The organism is Roseofilum sp. SBFL (assembly GCF_017746885.1).
Taxonomy (GTDB): Bacteria; Cyanobacteriota; Cyanobacteriia; order Cyanobacteriales; family Desertifilaceae; genus Roseofilum.
Window position 1 is genome coordinate 1 of sequence record NZ_JAGHZH010000053.1, and the last position, 17,673, is coordinate 17,673.

A 17,673-nucleotide genomic window follows, 5' to 3' on the forward strand; every position below is an offset into this window, starting at 1 on the left:
AAGGGAATGATTTTAAGATTCGAGTCAGGAAGACACGGAGAAACGGGGACACGGGGACACGGAGAATGAGATGACTCTATGAAATTTAGGGCGCTCTGAGGGTCTATGGATGCACAATCATGAAAATCATTCACTTGTCAGGATGGGGAGATGGGGAGATGGGGAAATTGGGGGGTTTAGGGAGGCGACTGTTGGGTGTCCTAATTGGTGGTTTAACCCGCCCCTACGGGGGTTGGGGGGGAATTTTTCATTTGAGGAGGCGATCGCCCCAGGATGAGGTTGTAGGGGCGGGCTTTACCCAGACTTAGCCCGAACGCCCGGTGGGGGAGGGCGGGTTTAGGGAGGCGATCGTTAGGTATCCTAATTGGTGGTATAACCCGCCCCTACGGGGGTTGGGGGGGAATTTTTCATTTGAGGAGGCGATCGCCCCAGGATGAGGTTGTAGGGGCGGGTTTTACCCAGATTTGGGAGACTCACCATCAATTGAGGTAAACCCGCCCAATCGCCTGGTGGGGGAGGGCGGGTTTAGGGAGGCGATCGTTGGGTGTCCTAATTGGTGGTTTAACCCGCCCCTACGGGGGTTGGGGGGGAATTTTTCATTTGAGGAGGCGATCGTTGGGTGTCGTAATGGGTGGGTGAACCCGCCCCTACCGGGGTTTGGGGTAATTGTTAATTATTCCTTAATTTCGATGCCTGCGGCTCGAAGTTGGGCGGCTAGGCGATCGGCTCGTTGCCGTTCGGCTTCGGCTCGCTGCTCTCCAGCATCAGCTCGTTGTCGTTCGGCTTCGGCTCGCTGCTCTCCAGCATCAGCTCGTTGTCGTTCGGCTTCGGCTCGTTGCTCTGCTTGCTCCGTTTTCTCTGTACTCCAGGGGATAAGATTTCCTTGGTCATCCCACCAGCGCAACCAGTACGTCTCTAGCGTTTCGCGACACCCTTGCCACACTCCTAGATATAAATCCATTTCCGGTATCCAAAATCGTCCCTCTGAATTGGGAGAGGCGAGAGCATAGCGCTGCTGGTTGCCTAAACGACGGAGTTCTAATTCTCCGGTTTTGGGGTCAAAAATACCATAGTTGGGAACGCACAAGATTTGCTCGTAATAGAAATATTTGCCTGGGGGATAGGTGGATTTTGTGGAATATTCGCCCCCTTCGGTCTCCGATAAGAATTCTAGGACAATGACTGGTGGATCTCCTTGTAGGTTTGGGGTATAGCTACGACTGACTTCTTGACGGTCTACTCGGATCTGGGGAATATAGGCCCAATCGGGGGCTTTAACCACCATTTTGCCATTGACGGTGGCGCAGATGCCGTAGTTGGTGGGAGTGAGGGAATTTTCAGATAATTTTCCGGCTTGGTTTAAGCTTTCGGTTAAGGCCGCAGCTAGGGCAGGTTGATAAATATTGTCCACAGGATCGTCGGGCAGTTGGAAGTCGTCTGGTAATTTTTCCCAAGTAATTTTGTAGGCGGAGGAAGTGGCTAACATAATTGCGGATACCGGGAAGGGTCATTGATTATTTTATCAGGTGCGCCATGGGGCGATGTGGGTCAATTTTTCATTGTTCATTGAACCGGCGATCGCCCATTCCCTCTTGCCTTTTACCTCCCCCTTACCTAATTTCTGATTAAATTTGGACAACTGCTTGACAAACGGCACAAACCTTGGTCTGATAAGGCCGGGCTAATAGGAAGCATAAATAGCCCTCAATTCGAGAAATATCGAGAGATATATCAAAAGTTGTTATTTAAGGTACAAAATTGTGAGCCAAACGATTCAAGTCACAACTACGAATGACCCAAGCAGTTTTGATGCGATCAAGGAAGCCCACAAGCTTTCTGGAGAAACAGAAGACCTCAAAGAGTATTATGACCAATGGTGTAGGAACTATGACCGTGATGTACAAAACGAAGAATATTGTGGCCCAGAATACATTGCTGCCTATTTTGACTTATTGCCTAAAAAATTGGGCAAATTCCTAAATTTGCGCGATCCAGAAATTCAAATCCTAGATTCGGGTTGTGGTACAGGATTAGTGGGTATAGCCCTACATCGGAGAGGCTATAAAAATATCGATGGATTTGACCTCTCCCCGGGTATGGTTGAAGCAGCCGGCAAAACCGATTCCTATCGGAAATTGGAGGGGGGAACAGCCTGTGATTTAACCCAACGCATCAAGTATTATGCGGATAATCAGTATGATGCTTCGATCAGTTGCGGGGTATTTACTCTTGGCCATGTGCCGCCCACTGCTGTAGAAGAGATGATCCGGTTTACTAAGCCGGGTGGTTTAGTCGTGGTGAGTACCCGGAAAAGCTACTACAATAGCACGAATTTTCAGGAAATGTGCGATCGCCTGCAAGCTGAAAAGAAAGTGAAGCTCGTTAGCTCCATCATCGACGGTCCCTATATTGCCGAAGAAGGCGCTCATTACTGGGCGTTTGAGGTTCTTTAGATAGCCCCTCACCCTGCTCCTTTACTAGAAGCCAAATTGCTCTAAGCAACTTGTTAACCTAGCGTGGAGCAGGGCTTCATGCAAAAATAGAAAAGGAAATCAAGAACTATGACAGAGTTAATGAACGCCGTTGTTCTGAATGGATATGGTGGCCCAGAACAATTAGTTTATACTCAAGTTCCTAAACCGACCCCCCAGAAAGGAGAAATATTAATCAAAGTAGGAGCTTGTTCCATCAACAATGCAGATATCAATACCCGTACAGGTTGGTATGCAGCAGATGTAGGGTTTCAAGAGATTCTGCAAGATACCAAGACTAACGAGGGAGGAAAAGCAACCTGGAATCAGCTAGGAGTTGAATTTCCACGTATTCAGGGAGCTGATATCGTCGGAAAAGTGGTCGGAATGGGTGAAGGTGTCACGCCAGATATCCTTAATCAACGGGTGATTGTATATCCTTGGATTCGTACTGCTCAATTCGCAGCATATCAGTATGTGGGTAGCGAACTTGATGGGGGATTTGCTGAATATGCTGTAGTTCCTGCGACTAATGCTTACCCCATCCATTCAAACTTATCGGATACTCAGTTGGCAACCGTGCCCTGTGCATATTCTACAGCAGAAAATATGTTAACCAAGGCGAGAGTATCAGCGAGAGATACGGTCCTGATTACAGGAGCTTCCGGTGGTGTGGGGAGTGCAGCAATACAGTTATGCAAAATTAGAGGAGCAGTTGTTATTGCAATTGTGGGAGCAAACAAAGAGCATTTAGCTAAGGAGTTGGGTGCTGATTATGCTTATTGCCGAGATGAACAACTCGCTTCTCATGTTGGGAAACATGAAATCACAGTAGTTGCGGATGTAGTGGGCGGAAAATACTTTAGTCTGATTTTCAAAAGCCTTGTGGTGGGCGGAAGGTATGTGACTTCTGGGGCAATTGCAGGCCCGCTGGTTGAGTTGGATTTGCGAGATCTGATTTACAAAGATGTAGAGATGCATGGAGGTAACCGTTATGAACCCCAAGTGTTTCAGAACTTGCTCAGATATATCGAGCGAGGTCTATTGAAACCTCCAGTCGCTAAGAGCTTCCCCTTAAGTCAAATGCAAGAAGCTCAGAAATTTTTTCAAAGCAAAAGCTTTTTTGGGAAAGTAGTGATTACGCCTGAAAATAATTCTTAAGCAATAGAAAAGAACCAGAAGAATGAGTAAGCAAAAAATTGCCTATATTGGTACAGGCGCGATGGGCAAACAGATGATCTATCAACTGCTCAAAGAGGGCTATCACGTTCAGGTTTATGATAAATACAAAGAAGCGGCTGAACCCGTGATAGCCAAAGGAGCGATTTGGAAAAATAGTCCGAAAGAAGCGGCTCAGGGGGCAGATTTAGTGATTACCAATTTACCCCTCCCCCATCATGTTTTAGAGAACATGTTAGGGCAAAATGGAGCCGTAGAAGGTATGAGACCGGGGACAACGTGGATGGACTTCTCTACAACGGACTACCACAATACCCAACATATTGCCCAAGAAGCGGCTAAAAAAGGACTGTTCAGCTTGGAGTCGCCGGTTAGTAATTTATCGCATATGGGGGTTGACTTTTGTAACGTCAGCTTCTATGTGAGCGGCGATCGCCAAGGCTACGACATGAGTAAAGCATCCCTCGACTCCATGGGGCAAATTTCCTTCTTTGTCAGCAATACCATCGGCGAAGCGCAAACCGTCAAACTATTAACGAACCTGCTCTTTTACACCGGCATGGTTACCGTGGGCGAAGTACTGATGATTGGTCAGATCTATGGCATTCCCCTGCTGTGGATGTGGGATTTAATCCGATCTTCCCAAGGCAGTAGCTTCGTAGCAGAGCAAGTTACCCCCTTTATTTTTGACGGTAGTTACGACTATTCCTGCTCCTTAGAAATCACCGTTAAAGATACGGACTTAACAGTAAACTTAGCTGATGAGCTGAATGTACCCCTCCCCATCGGTCGCATCGTGGAAGAGAGATATCGAGAAGCCGGGCAAAAATATGATGCCCATGATAATCATGTCAAAGTTACTAAACTGATTGAAGAAGACAATGGCGTTAACCTGAGAGTGCCACGATTTACGGCATCCTCTCCCTACGGTTTGAATCGCACCTATGTCCATTCTGAGGAAAAAATCAGCGATATATTTGGTCGCATCAAACCCCGTCCCTACGAACTCCAGTATCCGGCACCCGAACCCTTAGACGATCCAATTTTAATGGATATGGCGCGATCGCTAACGGATTTTATGGCCTATATCAACTACTTAATCTTGGGCGAAGCCAACCACCTGGGCAAAAACATGGGATTAAGCGACGAATTAATCGTAGATGTCATTCGCTGGAGTTGTGGCACGAGTTGGGTGTTTGATAACATCACCTCCTATCAACCCGATCCAGAAATTGTCAACAAAATCAAATCCTTTGATTTCAGTCGTCGAGTCAAGCTTCCAGTGTTAACCAAAATCCTCAACCATCTAAGCTAATCCCGACTTTTCGATTCAACTAAACCCCAAAACCCCATGAAAATCACTCGAATTACCGTCTATCAAGTCACCTTACCTCTAGAGCATCCGTACCGACTTTCTGGAGGACGCTTATACTTTGACAAACTCGATTCCACCATCATAGCCATAGATACGGATGTAGGTATCCGGGGTTGGGGGGAAGGCTGCCCTTGGGGTTCCACCTATTTACCCGCATTTCCGAGAGGAATTCGGGCGGGAATTGAGGAACTTGCCCCCCAACTGCTCGGACTCGATCCCCGTCGTATTGATGTGGTTTATCGGACGATGGATATGGCTCTACCCGGTCATCCTTACATCAAATCAGCTTTAGATATGGCCTGTTGGGATATCCTGGGTAAATTCACAGAATCTCCTCTGTGCGAGCTGTTTGGCGGTCGCATTGACCAAGAAATTATGATTCAGAATTCTGTACCAACAGATACCCCAGAGGCCATGATTGAATCGATTAAACGAGGTCAAGCCAAGGGAGAAACCATCCATACCTGTAAAATTGGTGCAGATGTGGCCTTAGATATTGAGCGGATTAAAGCCATTGGTGCGTATTTACCTCCGAATGAAAGTGCCACCTTTGACGTAAATCGGGCTTGGTTAGTGGATGACGCGATGCGGGTGATGAACGCCGTTAAAGAGCCGATTCTTTATTTTGAACAGCCTTGTGAAACTTATGAAGAGTGCTTGCAACTGCGGAGGCTGACGAATCATGCGATTATCTTAGATGAATGCATTCAAGCCTATGGTCATATTGTTCGCGCTCAAGCAGATAATGCTTGTGAGGCGATCGGGTTGAAGATTGGTCGTGTGGGTGGATTAACCAAGGCCAAGCGCATCCGGGATTTCTGTGTAGAAACGGGCATTCGCATGAATATTGAAGTCACTGGGGGCAGTGTCATTGGAGATGCTGGATCGGTGCATTTAGCCCAGTCTACGCCACCCACCCACTTACGAGCCACTTGGTTATGCCATGAGATGTTAACAGTGGATACTGCAACCGGTGGCCCGCGCAATCGAGGGGGTAAAACGGTTGCCCCAGATGCTCCAGGATTAGGTGTAGAGCCGATCGTGGATGTTTTGGGTGAGGCGATCGCTGTTTATCAATAGACCGGACCACTATTGCCCAAACAAAATCTTTTACAGATAGACCAATTCTCAAAAACTCACAAAAGTAAGTTTTTGAGAAACGTGTTGACTATGATCGCGAAGTTCAATCTTTAAATACTACAGAATAGTATATGAGCTGAATTAGAGAATATGAGCAAAATACTAGCTTTATGGTCTACTTTTCGGGCAACATCTACTGCCTTTGAGTGTATGATGCGAGAACGAGGAGATTTTGTGGTTTTTCACGAACCCTTTGGGCTTTCATTTTACAATAGCGAAGAACGGCGCAATACTAATCGTTATCCAGATGCTGACATCAAAGCTGAGAATAACTATGAAGCCACAAGACAAAGGTTGCTCGAACTTGCCAAAAAGCAGCCGGTCTTTATCAAAGATATGCCCTGCTACATCAGCCACTTAATACAGCCTGAATTTGTGGCTCAGTTTGAGAATAGTTTTCTGGTAAGAGACCCAGCTAAAATGCTCCTTTCTTTGCACTATCGATGGCCGGATTTTACTCTAGAAGAAACGGGTTACGAACCTCTGTATCGTTACTTTATGATGGCTCAAGACATTAGCGGTAAAACACCCATATTAATCGACTCTGACGATTTGCTGAACGATCCAAACTCAACCGTTAAAGCGTATTGCGATGCAGTAGGCATCCCTTTTATTCCAAAAGCCTTAAGTTGGGAACCCAAATCTCGACCAGAAATTAACCATTGGCAAAGCGGGCTGTGGCATAGTTCTCTTAATGCTAGCAATGGGTTGAGAAATCAAACGCAGAAAGGAATTAGCTATGGAACGGTGGAGGATAACGATCGCTTAAAGCAAGCCTACGAGTATTGTTTACCTTATTACCAAAAACTTTACGAACATCGGCTGCGGATTAAATAGCGGCTGTTAACCCTCAAACAAACGATAGTGAATAGAATCCATTAGCGATCGCCATCCTGAATACTAAATTTTCCCACAAAAAGGAGATGTTATGAGCCAAGGTGCTTTGTCTGCTCTACAAGTTATCGATTTGACCCAATATATAGCGGGTCCATATTGTACAAAACTCCTGGCTGGGTTTGGTGCTGAGGTTATAAAAGTCGAACCTCTTAGTGGCGATCCTGTTCGATATATAGGACCATTTGTAGGCAACCAACCAGGAATCGAACGGAGCATTCCGTTTCATTGGCTCAATTCGGCGAAAAAAAGTGTAACTCTTGATCTGGAAACACCAGAAGGAATTGAAGTCCTCAAACAACTGATTGCAGGGGCAGATGTTTTAGTCGAGAATTTTGCTCCCACGGTTATGTCTGAGCTAGGGTTAAGCTACGAGCGGATTCGAGAGATTAATCCTGCTATTGTGATGACATCTCTTTCTAATTTTGGTCAGGATGGACCGTATCGGGATTATCGGGCCAATGAAGCAATTTTATACGCCATGAGTGGCTGCATGGAGTCAACGGGGGATACAGATAAGCCTCCTCTGGCTGCTGGGCCAGCGGTTAGTCAGTACACGGCTAGTATGTATGCCTACTTCGGCACTCTAGCGGCAGTTTTTCAACGTGGAGATGGTGGTGTTGGTCAACATCTCGATGTCTCTATTCAGGAAAGTGCAATTGAGAACGTCCAGATGAGAGCACTTGCCTATCTTCATACGGGGAAGCGCAAACCACGCAATAGCAGTAACCGAGACTGGGCACCTTGGCAGTGTTATCCTTGTCGCAATGGTTATGCTGCCGTGCTGGGAGGTCCCCATCGTCATTGGCGAAAGGGAGCCTCTTTATTTGAAGAACCACGGCTTTTAGAAGAGCGGTTTCTCCATGTACTCGATCGCGCGAAGGCTCATGACGAAGTAGAATCTCTGATACAACCTTGGCTGATGCGTCATGACAAAGAGGAAATCTTTGAACTGGGGCTAGCTAGGGGATTTGCCTTTGGTTACTTGGCGACGATGGCAGAAGCGTTTGAGTTTAAACAGCACCAAGAGCGGGAGTTTTTCCGAGAAACTGAATCCCACCCAGAAGTAGGACGCTTCAAATCCTGCCAAGCTCCTTTCCGCTTGTCGAACAGTTCCTGGTATATGGGGCGATCGCCATTGCTCGGAGAGCATAATCAAGTCATCCAGGCTCAAGAGGAGCAATCTTCCTCGACTGAGAGGAATCAGGTAAAAGAGAACGGCCAGTCCTTACCAAACCCAAAGAAAAATCCCCCTTTGTCGGGAATTCGAGTCCTGGAGATTTCCCGGGAATGGGCAGGCCCCCATGCCGGAAGAATCCTCGCTGATTTTGGTGCTGAAGTCATCCGAATTGATTATCCCTGTCGGATGGAAACGACAAGGGGAGCTTCAACAAAGAATAAAGCCTATAATCAGCAGTTGGGTTTTCATCACCTCAATCGTAATAAAAAATGCCTGGCGGTGGATCTTAAGGATTCGGTGGATCGAGAAATATTGAAAGACCTGATCCGTCAAACAGACATCGTTCTAGAAAATGCCAGACCGGGCGTACTTAAAAAGCTAGGCTTTTCTTATGAAGACCTTAAGGCGATTAAACCAAACATCATTTTGGTTTCGATGTCTGCTTATGGACAAACAGGAACTTATGCACCTTATCCCGGTTACGGTGCTTCTATTGAACCACTCAGTGGTGTAAATTGCCTAACCGCTTATAGTCCATATGCAGATGCAAAGCGGATTCGGGAAACTGACATGATTAATGGTGTTATGGGTGCTTGTGCTGCCCTGACTGCCTTATCCAATCTTCAAAGAACAGGGGATGGAGATTGGGCAGATCTCTCCCAGTTAGAAGGATTGACACACGCTATTGGAGGAGAACATTTCTTGGAATATGCGGTCAATGGGGAGACGACCTTACCCATAGGGAATCGTCATCCTGCTTATGCTCCCCACGGGTGTTATCGTTGTCGAGAGGAAGACCAATGGGTGGCGATCGCGATCGGCTCTGATGCGGAATGGAGGACTTTTTGCGAGATTCTCGGACAGCCAGAATTGATCGAAGATCCACGCTTTGCAACAAGTAGCGATCGCCAAGACAATCACGACGCACTCGACAGGTTGATAGAAGCATGGACTTGTGAAAAAACACACTATGAAGTCATGCACTTACTCCAAAAGCAGGGATTGATGGCAGGAGCCGTTTTAAACATGGCGGAACTCTGTCAAGATCCTCATCTCTGGGAAAGAAACTATTTTCAGAAACCAAGTACGGGTTCGGATGCATTTTTTCCTGGCTTTCCATTACGGATGTCTGTCACTAGCCCAGTTTTTGAACGAATTGGTGCAGACTTAGGAGAACACGATCGCGAAATCATTTGCCATCTTTTGGGTCGTCCTGAAGAGCAAGTCAAATCCTGGCAGGAAGAGGAACTGGGTACTGATTACGATCCATAGTAATATTGGCGACTACTATAGATAAACGGTAATATAGGCAAAAGACAATAGACAATAGTCATAAAGAATAGATAATTAGTGATGACTAAATTACTATTAATATTCTACCCACTGAATACACAAGGTTGGGGTACGGATGAAAGGATGGTTATGGCCGACACTGGGAGCAATTCTCTGTTGGGGGGGTTGGGCGTTTTTGCCCAAATTATCCAACCAATATATCGGTGCCAAAAGTGCGATCGCCTATCAGGGACTAGGGGGAGCGATATTGGCGACTCTAATCTTTGCTAATCTGGGCGATCGCCTAGAAACCCATCCCCAAGGTGCAATTTTAGCCATTATTGCCGGAATGCTCAACTTTTTGGGAGTGCTGTTCTACATCCAAGCCGTATCTAAAGGCTCCGTGTCTGTTGTCGCTCCCCTCTCTGCTCTGTATCCTCTAGTGGTCATTATCCTAGCAGTCGCGATCTTACAAGAAACCATGACCCTCAAACAGGCGATCGCGATGGGTTTTGCCCTGATCGCGATCGCCTTATTCGCGACTTGAACGGAGACTCATGAAAAAAATACTCGCGTTATGGGCGCTCCCGCGATCCACTTCAACAGCTTTTGAACGAATGATGCAACAGAGGGGGGACTTTCTGGTGCTGGATGAACCCTTTGGTTTGTATTTCCACTATAGCGAGGAAAGAAAGAGCGATCGCGATCCAGAAGTAGCGATGAATTCAGCTTATAACTTCCAACCGTTACTTCAGCACTTAACCTGGGAGAAGGAAATACCACCCGAAATCCATCAATGGGAAGGAAGTTGGCATAGTGAGGTACAATCGAGTCGAGGGTTTGAAAAATACAAAAAAAAGACTCTGTGAGAATTGAAGACAATGAACACTTACAAAAAGCCTATGAGTTTTGCTTGCCTTACTATCAAAAACTGTACGAATATCGACTCATAATTGAATAAAAGATAGTGTTTTTAATTGTCCCTGGGTACAAAGAAAGGACGACGATCAATGGATACCTTACCGATAATCTCATTAGAAAAGCTCAAAGACCTCAGTTCTCCATCTGGAAATCAAGAACACAAACGACTGTATAAAACTTGCTTAGAGCATGGATTCTTTTATCTTAAAGATCATGGCATCTCCCCCGAATTAGTGCAGAAAACTATAGAAGCTTCTCGTCACTTTTTCCAATTGCCTGAAGAAATCAAACAAGCTTACAGTCAAAACAAACAAACCGTTTATCCTCAGACCTGTAGAGGCTACAGTCCTCTGTATGGTGAAACTTTACATGAAGATATTGGTCCCGATCCCAAAGCACTGTTCGATTTGGGTATAGAACGCCCCTCTTCCGATCAACCCTTTACTGGGACAACCCTGATTCCTGATGATACTATTTCCCCCGGTTTTGCCTCTTACCATTATCAGCTTCAAGGGGAAATCATGACCAAAATTGTTCCCCACCTGTTGCACGGATTGGCAGTTGCTTTAGGGAAAGAATCGAATTACTTTGACTCCTATTTTGATGAACCGATTTTAATTCACCGCACCATTTATTATCCTCCTGAAGGTGGTATCGCTGGCAAACATACTGATAATGGTATTTTCACGATCTTAATCCAGGAATATTTCCCCAATCCTTCCTTGCGCGTCTACACTAAAAATGCTTGGATTGATGCCGTCTGTTTAGATGATGCTTTTGTCGTTAATCTAGGTGATATGTTGCAACTGTGGACTAATGGTTTATTTGTCAGTACGCCCCATGAAGTAATGCATAAACTGGAGCAAAGTCGGATTTCGATTCCCTTTTTTGTTTATCCCAATGTAAATGCCGTTTTTCAGCCCATTGGAAGTGATGAAACGATTAATCCGACTGAGGTAATGTTAAATAACTTTAATGCCATTTGGGTCGAAAAAACTGGAGGGGGTCGTGCTAAAGAGTTGAAATAAATTTATCCTATAGAGTACGTTCATAACGATCCTACAATAAAATAATCCGCTGTATGATGAGCAAGTTTCTTTATGCAGGATATTCAGACGGTGAAGGTACTGTTCTTCGAGAAAAGTTTGGTCGAGCTAATATTTATCAGCAAAATGCTCGATCAATTTTAACTCAGGCTAGTGGATATATCGGCACTTATGACTTTACCCTCAATCCCTATCGTGGATGTCAATATGGTTGCAGCTATTGTTATGCAGCAGCCTTTAGTCCTAATCAAAAAATGCGTCAAGATTGGGGAAACTGGGCGATTGTTAAGAAAAATAGCGTGGAACTTTTAGAGCAAGACTTGAGAAGATGGTATAAAACCAATCTCGATCGCGCACCCACTATTTATATGAGCAGTGTGACCGATCCCTATCAACCGATAGAATCAAAACAACAGCTAACGCGACAATTATTAGCTGTAATGGTTCGATATCAGCCCACGTTAGTGATTCAAACACGCAGCCCGATGATTGTTCGGGACATGGATCTCTTGCAACAGTTTAAGCGATTGCGAATCAATATGAGTATTCCTACTGGTAGCGAGCAAGTTAGGAAAGATTTTGAACCCAAATCTCCCAGTATTCCCGCAAGACTGAAGGCGATCGCTAAACTGCGCTATGGTATTCCTTATCAATCCGGTCATGAAATTAAGTTTTCGGTAACTATTACGCCTTTATTGCCCATTTTTGCCCAGCATATTCCTTCTTTTATCCAGAAACTAGCTTTGGTCGATCGCGTCGTGATTCAAGCCTTCCACCAAAATAGTCGGAAATCTCTCGTTGCTAGTACCCGCGAACAGGCGATCGCGCTCAAAGACAAGTACGATTGGTGGTATCGTTCAGAACAAGAGCATTATTCGCAATTTCAACAGCAACTAATTGCTACATTACAGGAGTATAATGTAGAGGTCAGAGAAGGAAAAGACGGATTTACTTATGATTAAGTGGATGCGGATTATAATTAAGTGGATGCAGAGATGGTCGCGATCGTGCCAGTTTCGCCATGCACTCGAACAAGGGAATTTCCGGCAGGCAGATAAATGGTTACAAGAGATACAGCGTTCCGGTGAAAAACTGTCCGGCTTAGAAAAAATGTATCGCGATCGGCAACACACTCAGTAATTATGCCAAGAGCAAAAGCAAGAAATCTCAACATTAAAACGAAAATTATCAGAATTTCAATCTTCTCGACCGTTAGATATTCAAGAATTTGCTAATTTATTTGAGCCACAACACTTAACGCCCAATGCCCAGTTTATTGAATATGTCACCCAAAGCTTTAAGATTACTGAATTAGATCCAAATTTGTGGCAATGTACAGGAATTGAAGCCCAAACTTTTAATGATTTTGAAGCTTCCCTAGCTGAGTTCTTAAAACAAGAGTACACTCGGCTAGAAAACAGACCAAATTTTGAGCAGTTACTCACCGAATCAATCCATGACTTAAATAAACTTAAATTGGGCAAAGATCCACAATACAACTTTCAGCTCAGTGCCCATGTCTATTTAACTCGATACTTCTTAGAAAATGTTTATTCTGCCTATTTAATCTGGTTTTTGATTTATCAACTCGGCTTACTACCGAATGATATCAATATTCTAGATATCGCCGCTGGTCCAGGAACCATTATTTATGGATTAGCCTTATTACTACAAAGTAGTAATGGATTTTTCCCGACTCCTCCAATGCATATTTCGTACTATTCTTGGGAGCAGCAGAAAGACCTACAATATCGGGGCTTGCAATTCTGGAGAAAATATATGGCAAACAAGAACTTGAATACCTATTTTCGCTTTGACACCTCTAGTTTTTTCGACTACGCTCACCAAACGGCTAAAATTCCAAAACATTTTTTTGACTTCATTACCATTTCCCATTGCTTTTTTTCCGATCCTCACTTGCGAAATAATTCTGAAAAGACCTACCCTAAAATATTCCACAATGCTCTTAAACCTCAAGGATATGTTATCCTCACGATTCAAGATAAAAAACTATGGAAATCTTATGACTTAACAGATCCCAGCGATCGCCTGCAAGAGTTGGCTGCGATCGATCAATTTTTAGATACTCTAGGTTTAAGGTTAGTTCAATATAAATATCTGTCTGTAACCGATCGTAAAACGGTTATGTCTGGCACTGATTTTTATAAATTTGCCAGAGATAACCTCTCGCCACAGCAACAAATGACTCCTTTACTGCGCCAGTATTTAGGACTACATTTTGATTGTCACTATGCATTAGATGACTATGTAATCTTAGCGCAACTATCAAGCCAGTAGAGTGTATTATCAACTCATCCTACAATTTTGGTGATTATTAACTGTGATAATCCCGTCCTGAGCCGTAGTGCCAACTATCGAGCCAACGATGATAGGTGTATAATTGCTCTGGAGACAGGAATTTGAGATAGCGTTCTAAGGATTTACCAACTAAATCCAAGAAAGTATAACTGGCTAAATTCTGATAATGGAGCGTCCAATTGAACAAGGTAGACAAACCAACTTGAGGAATGATTTTCAGGACAGAAATGGGTTGCTTAATCCAGGTTTTTAGTAAGGTTTGGGTTAAGCCAGGAAACTGTACTACATCTTGGAGAAAAGGATATAAGACTTCATCACCTGCTTCTTCCATGATGGCAAAAACACCACTGAGTAAGTCATTGGGAGGCACAAGAAAGTCTTTACTTTCCATTTTTAAACTCATAGAGCGCTGGAAGAGCCAAGTGACCGATAAACTGGGCTGATAGGGTTGGAGAAGAGCTAATTCTTTCTGTTTGAGAGTATCGAGGGTTAAGGCTTCTTCAATACCCAAGGTTAAACGCTTTAAGTGACGGATCATGGCTCCAAAACCACCAAAACTGAGGGGGGACTGGCTGCCGCTACTATCACCGATGGGTAAAATACGGTCAAAGGGCAATTTAAGGGGACTGTTTTGATAACAGGGAAAAAAGCCAAAGAGGGCACGTTGAAAGGTGAGTTTATCGAGGGAAATATTTTGGTATTCTGGCAGCAAGCGCAAATATTCCTCATAGAAAAATTCGAGGCTAAATCGGTCAGGATGGGCATCTAAGTAGGTAAATAAATAGGTGGTGCGACCATCTTTTGCCGGAAAGGCTTCCCAAAAATATTGACAGTGATTTATGGGTAGAGTGAAGGAGACAAAGAGATCTCCAGTGTCATTTTTAGGATATCCTTGAGCGACGCTACCAACGACTAAACAAACGGCATCGGGTTTTGCTCCTGCTCGCGCTTGTTGACTCATAGGGGAAAAGTGACCCATGGCATCTAGGAGTAAGCGAGCGTTAAGATAGCGATCGCCCACTTTAACCATAACTCTATCCGGATAAATGGTTGCTCCTTGAAATGGAGTTTGCTCTAATAGGGTTCCTCCCGCTGCTAGAAAACGTTGCTTGAGAGACTCCAACAGAAATACCGGATCGATACCAATATTGAGGATATCGTTAACCCAAATATCGTCACCACCCGGAAAACTAACCCGAGCTGGGTTATACTCAGTGGCGATCGCCTCCTCTAACTGTTCTGGAGTCAGTAACCCCAACTCTACCAAAACCCCTAACTCCCGACGGGAAATATTCCATTCCTGTATCCTGCCACGCAAAATCCCCCGCTCTACTACCGTTACCTGTATCCCGCGCAACTGCAAGGCACAGGCCATCATAATCCCTAGTGTGCCTCCACAAATGACCACGTCCGTATCTAAGGGTTGATGGGGACTAGAACCTTCTCGATCTGCTACAGTAACGACTGAGGAGACAGGAATCTTGCCCGATCGCAAACTCGACCAAAGCCCATCCACCTTTCGCAACCCTCCCAGCACATCCCCTGGTAATTGGGATAAAATTTCTTCAGTTTTGCTCATAGCCTTATCATCAGTAACCCAGCATCTAGGGTAACGTGAGCTATAGCGATCGCGTTAGAATAATCCTAGATGTTGAAAACAGAGACATAGAAACATTAGGATGAAATTTGCAAGCGATCGCCTTTGGATGGCAGGGCTAGTATTGATTGTAGGCTGTACAGCTCCACAAGCCTCAGAACCGAACCAAGGGAGTGTTGCAGTCAGTTCTGTTGACTCTCCGTTAGCGAGCAATTTACCCGAACGTAAGACAGAAACCGTTTTTGTTGAGGGAGAACCGCAAGAAATTACCCTCAAGCTCTATCAAGAAGACCAGATTCCCGTGCTTACCTATTACCCTGAAAATATTAGTGTCAGGAGTGCGTGTAGCGATGAAGGATGCGGAGTGTCTTTTGAGCTTCTCCAAGGTCTATCTGTATCTGGTTCCCCCACAGACGCACCCTTACGAGCTAGAGTCCATGTATTTGTTCCCCCCGCAGGCACAACCTTAGAGGAGTTAGAAGCGGGAGTAACTGGAGATGGGGGAGTATTTGCAGGCAAAGGCTGGCAACAAGGCGTATCTAGCGGTTCACTTTCGTATCCTTGGGAGAAAAAGAACATGAACTATTATCATTCTGAACAAAATCTTTTAGGTTCGGTGCATCTAGGTCAATCCCAAGGTCAGGCTTTCCGCGTTACTGTCGTTTTTCCTGGGGATATGGGAGATGGCTTTGCTCCCCGTGCTAATGTCATCCTGAACAATCTACAAGTAGACTCGATTCAATAATTGGTCTTTTGTAAAATGCAAATCACTATTTACTCAGAAATGGGGAAATGGAGGGATAGGCACATTACCGATTAAAATTAAGCAGGTGAGTGTGATTAAATAACAGAACGTGAAAATTATCGTCATCGGTAGTGGAGGGCGCGAACATGCGATCGCCAAAACCCTCCTGCAATCTCCCCAAGTTCAGCACGTGGTCTGTATCCCAGGTAATGGGGGAACAGCCCGATTAAAGCGCTGTGAAAATCTTCCCCTCAAGATCGATCAAATCGATCAATTTCAGGCGATCGCCGATTATGCTAAAACCCACGCCATCGATCTAATTATTGTCGGCCCAGAAGCCCCCCTTGCCCTCGGCATAACCGATGCGCTGCAAAGCCATAACCTCACTGTATTTGGCCCCACCCAAGCCGGGGCGCAAATTGAATCAAGCAAAGCCTGGGCAAAAGCACTGATGAGTGAAGCATCTATTCCCACGGCTATCTCCGCTGTGTTTACGGAGGAAATCGCCGCCCGTGCCTATCTCCAGAGTCAAGGAGCGCCCATTGTGATTAAAGCGGATGGCCTCGCTTCTGGTAAAGGGGTAACTGTGGCCATGACCTTAGAAGAAGCAGAAGCAGCGATCGCCGAAGCTTTCGCAGGTAAATTTGGATTAGCCGGTCAAAAAGTCGTGATTGAAGAATATCTCACCGGTCAAGAAGCCTCGATCCTAGCTCTGACTGACGGCGAAACCATCCGTCCCCTGATTAGCGCCCAAGACCACAAACGCATTGGAGAAGGGGATACAGGGCCCAATACCGGGGGCATGGGAGCCTATGCTCCTGCACCGCTTGTGACCCCAGAATTGAGCGATCGCATTAACCAAGAAATTCTCCTGCCCACCATAGCAACCTTAAAAAAATGGGGGATTAGCTACCGGGGAGTCTTGTATGCGGGTCTGATGATTACCCCAGAAGGCGATCCCAAAGCGATCGAATTTAACTGTCGGTTTGGCGATCCAGAAATTCAAGCCATTCTCCCCCTGTTAGAGACTCCCCTAGAAACCCTACTGTTAGCCACTGCACAAGGAAAATTAGCCCAGCAAGAGATTACCTGGAAACCCGGCGCTTGCGCTTGTGTGGTTGCGGCTTCTGACGGATATCCTGGTAGCTTTGAAAAAGGATTCCCCATTACTGGTATAGAAGTGGCTGAAGCTCAGGGAGCGATCGTTTTTGAAGCCGGAACCAGCTTAAACGATAATCGCCCAGTCACCAGTGGCGGCCGAGTCTTGGGAGTCACTGCGGTGGGAGCAACCCACGATCTAGCCTTTGACAAAGCGTATCAGGCGATCGCCTCGATTTACTTCCAAGGTTTATACACTCGTCGAGATATCGGCCATCGGGTGCGGCAAAAACAGAGCCAGTAACCCATAATATAAACACGGCAAACAACTAAACCTATTGCATAAGTGGGTAGAAAATGAATAGTAATGCAGTAATCATATATTCTTATGGTTATTGCCTATTGGGTTTTGCCTGACTTCTGCAAGAAGTCTACT

17 protein-coding genes are annotated in these 17,673 nt (G+C 45.3%); 15 read left to right on the forward strand and 2 right to left on the reverse strand.

Annotation, left to right across the window (positions count from 1 at the left end):
- Window positions 1–119 precede the first annotated feature (119 nt).
- Window positions 120–308, forward strand: a complete 189-nt coding sequence (locus tag J7545_RS05910) for a hypothetical protein (protein ID WP_318719292.1) — start codon at window positions 120–122, stop codon at window positions 306–308.
- Between the two features lie 365 nt (window positions 309–673).
- On the opposite strand, the gene J7545_RS05915 is transcribed toward J7545_RS05910, so the two are convergent.
- Window positions 674–1,486 (reverse strand): Uma2 family endonuclease, encoded by an 813-nt coding sequence (locus J7545_RS05915; RefSeq protein ID WP_318698705.1) that lies wholly within the window; start codon window positions 1,484–1,486, stop codon window positions 674–676.
- 274 nt (window positions 1,487–1,760) lie between these two features.
- Between J7545_RS05915 and J7545_RS05920 the strand changes: the two genes are divergently transcribed.
- The 12 genes from J7545_RS05920 to J7545_RS05975 all read left to right on the forward strand — a co-directional run bounded on the left by J7545_RS05920 (window position 1,761) and on the right by J7545_RS05975 (window position 13,776).
- On the forward strand, window positions 1,761–2,453 hold the full coding sequence (locus tag J7545_RS05920; protein ID WP_318698704.1) for a class I SAM-dependent methyltransferase: 693 nt from the start codon (window positions 1,761–1,763) through the stop codon (window positions 2,451–2,453).
- Window positions 2,454–2,561: 108 nt separating this feature from the next.
- Complete coding sequence (locus J7545_RS05925) at window positions 2,562–3,632, forward strand: alcohol dehydrogenase family protein (protein WP_318698703.1); 1,071 nt, start codon at window positions 2,562–2,564, stop codon at window positions 3,630–3,632.
- A 22-nt stretch (window positions 3,633–3,654) separates the two neighbouring features.
- A complete protein-coding gene (locus tag J7545_RS05930; RefSeq protein ID WP_318698702.1) occupies window positions 3,655–4,965 on the forward strand; it encodes an NAD(P)-dependent oxidoreductase in 1,311 nt (436 codons plus the stop codon).
- A gap of 36 nt (window positions 4,966–5,001) precedes the next feature.
- The gene (locus J7545_RS05935; RefSeq protein ID WP_318698701.1) at window positions 5,002–6,105 is read left to right on the forward strand and encodes a mandelate racemase/muconate lactonizing enzyme family protein; all 1,104 of its coding nucleotides are present in this window, start codon (window positions 5,002–5,004) and stop codon (window positions 6,103–6,105) included.
- Window positions 6,106–6,255: 150 nt separating this feature from the next.
- Window positions 6,256–7,002: a hypothetical protein gene (locus J7545_RS05940; protein WP_318698700.1), complete on the forward strand. Its 747-nt coding sequence runs from the start codon at window positions 6,256–6,258 to the stop codon at window positions 7,000–7,002.
- Between the two features lie 91 nt (window positions 7,003–7,093).
- Complete coding sequence (locus J7545_RS05945; protein ID WP_318719294.1) at window positions 7,094–9,511, forward strand: CoA transferase; 2,418 nt, start codon at window positions 7,094–7,096, stop codon at window positions 9,509–9,511.
- Between the two features lie 136 nt (window positions 9,512–9,647).
- Entirely contained in the window at window positions 9,648–10,058 is a 411-nt protein-coding gene (locus tag J7545_RS05950) for a DMT family transporter (protein WP_318698698.1), read from the forward strand.
- 10 nt (window positions 10,059–10,068) lie between these two features.
- Window positions 10,069–10,380, forward strand: a complete 312-nt coding sequence (locus tag J7545_RS05955) for a hypothetical protein (RefSeq protein ID WP_318698697.1) — start codon at window positions 10,069–10,071, stop codon at window positions 10,378–10,380.
- A gap of 141 nt (window positions 10,381–10,521) precedes the next feature.
- Window positions 10,522–11,460, forward strand: a complete 939-nt coding sequence (locus J7545_RS05960) for an isopenicillin N synthase family dioxygenase (protein ID WP_318698696.1) — start codon at window positions 10,522–10,524, stop codon at window positions 11,458–11,460.
- A 56-nt stretch (window positions 11,461–11,516) separates the two neighbouring features.
- The gene (locus J7545_RS05965; RefSeq protein ID WP_413038748.1) at window positions 11,517–12,440 is read left to right on the forward strand and encodes a radical SAM protein; all 924 of its coding nucleotides are present in this window, start codon (window positions 11,517–11,519) and stop codon (window positions 12,438–12,440) included.
- Entirely contained in the window at window positions 12,433–12,618 is a 186-nt protein-coding gene (locus J7545_RS05970) for a hypothetical protein (protein WP_318719296.1), read from the forward strand. The genes J7545_RS05965 and J7545_RS05970 overlap by 8 nt, the downstream gene beginning before the upstream one ends.
- A gap of 183 nt (window positions 12,619–12,801) precedes the next feature.
- Window positions 12,802–13,776: a hypothetical protein gene (locus J7545_RS05975; RefSeq protein ID WP_318719297.1), complete on the forward strand. Its 975-nt coding sequence runs from the start codon at window positions 12,802–12,804 to the stop codon at window positions 13,774–13,776.
- A 37-nt stretch (window positions 13,777–13,813) separates the two neighbouring features.
- Here the strand turns inward: J7545_RS05975 and J7545_RS05980 are convergent, their stop codons facing one another.
- The gene (locus J7545_RS05980) at window positions 13,814–15,376 is read right to left on the reverse strand and encodes an FAD-binding oxidoreductase (RefSeq protein ID WP_318698693.1); all 1,563 of its coding nucleotides are present in this window, start codon (window positions 15,374–15,376) and stop codon (window positions 13,814–13,816) included.
- 100 nt (window positions 15,377–15,476) lie between these two features.
- Between J7545_RS05980 and J7545_RS05985 the strand changes: the two genes are divergently transcribed.
- Complete coding sequence (locus J7545_RS05985) at window positions 15,477–16,139, forward strand: hypothetical protein (protein WP_318698692.1); 663 nt, start codon at window positions 15,477–15,479, stop codon at window positions 16,137–16,139.
- A 109-nt stretch (window positions 16,140–16,248) separates the two neighbouring features.
- Window positions 16,249–17,541, forward strand: coding sequence for a phosphoribosylamine--glycine ligase (gene purD / locus J7545_RS05990; RefSeq protein WP_318698691.1), 1,293 nt, complete (start codon window positions 16,249–16,251; stop codon window positions 17,539–17,541).
- Window positions 17,542–17,673: the final 132 nt, after the last annotated feature.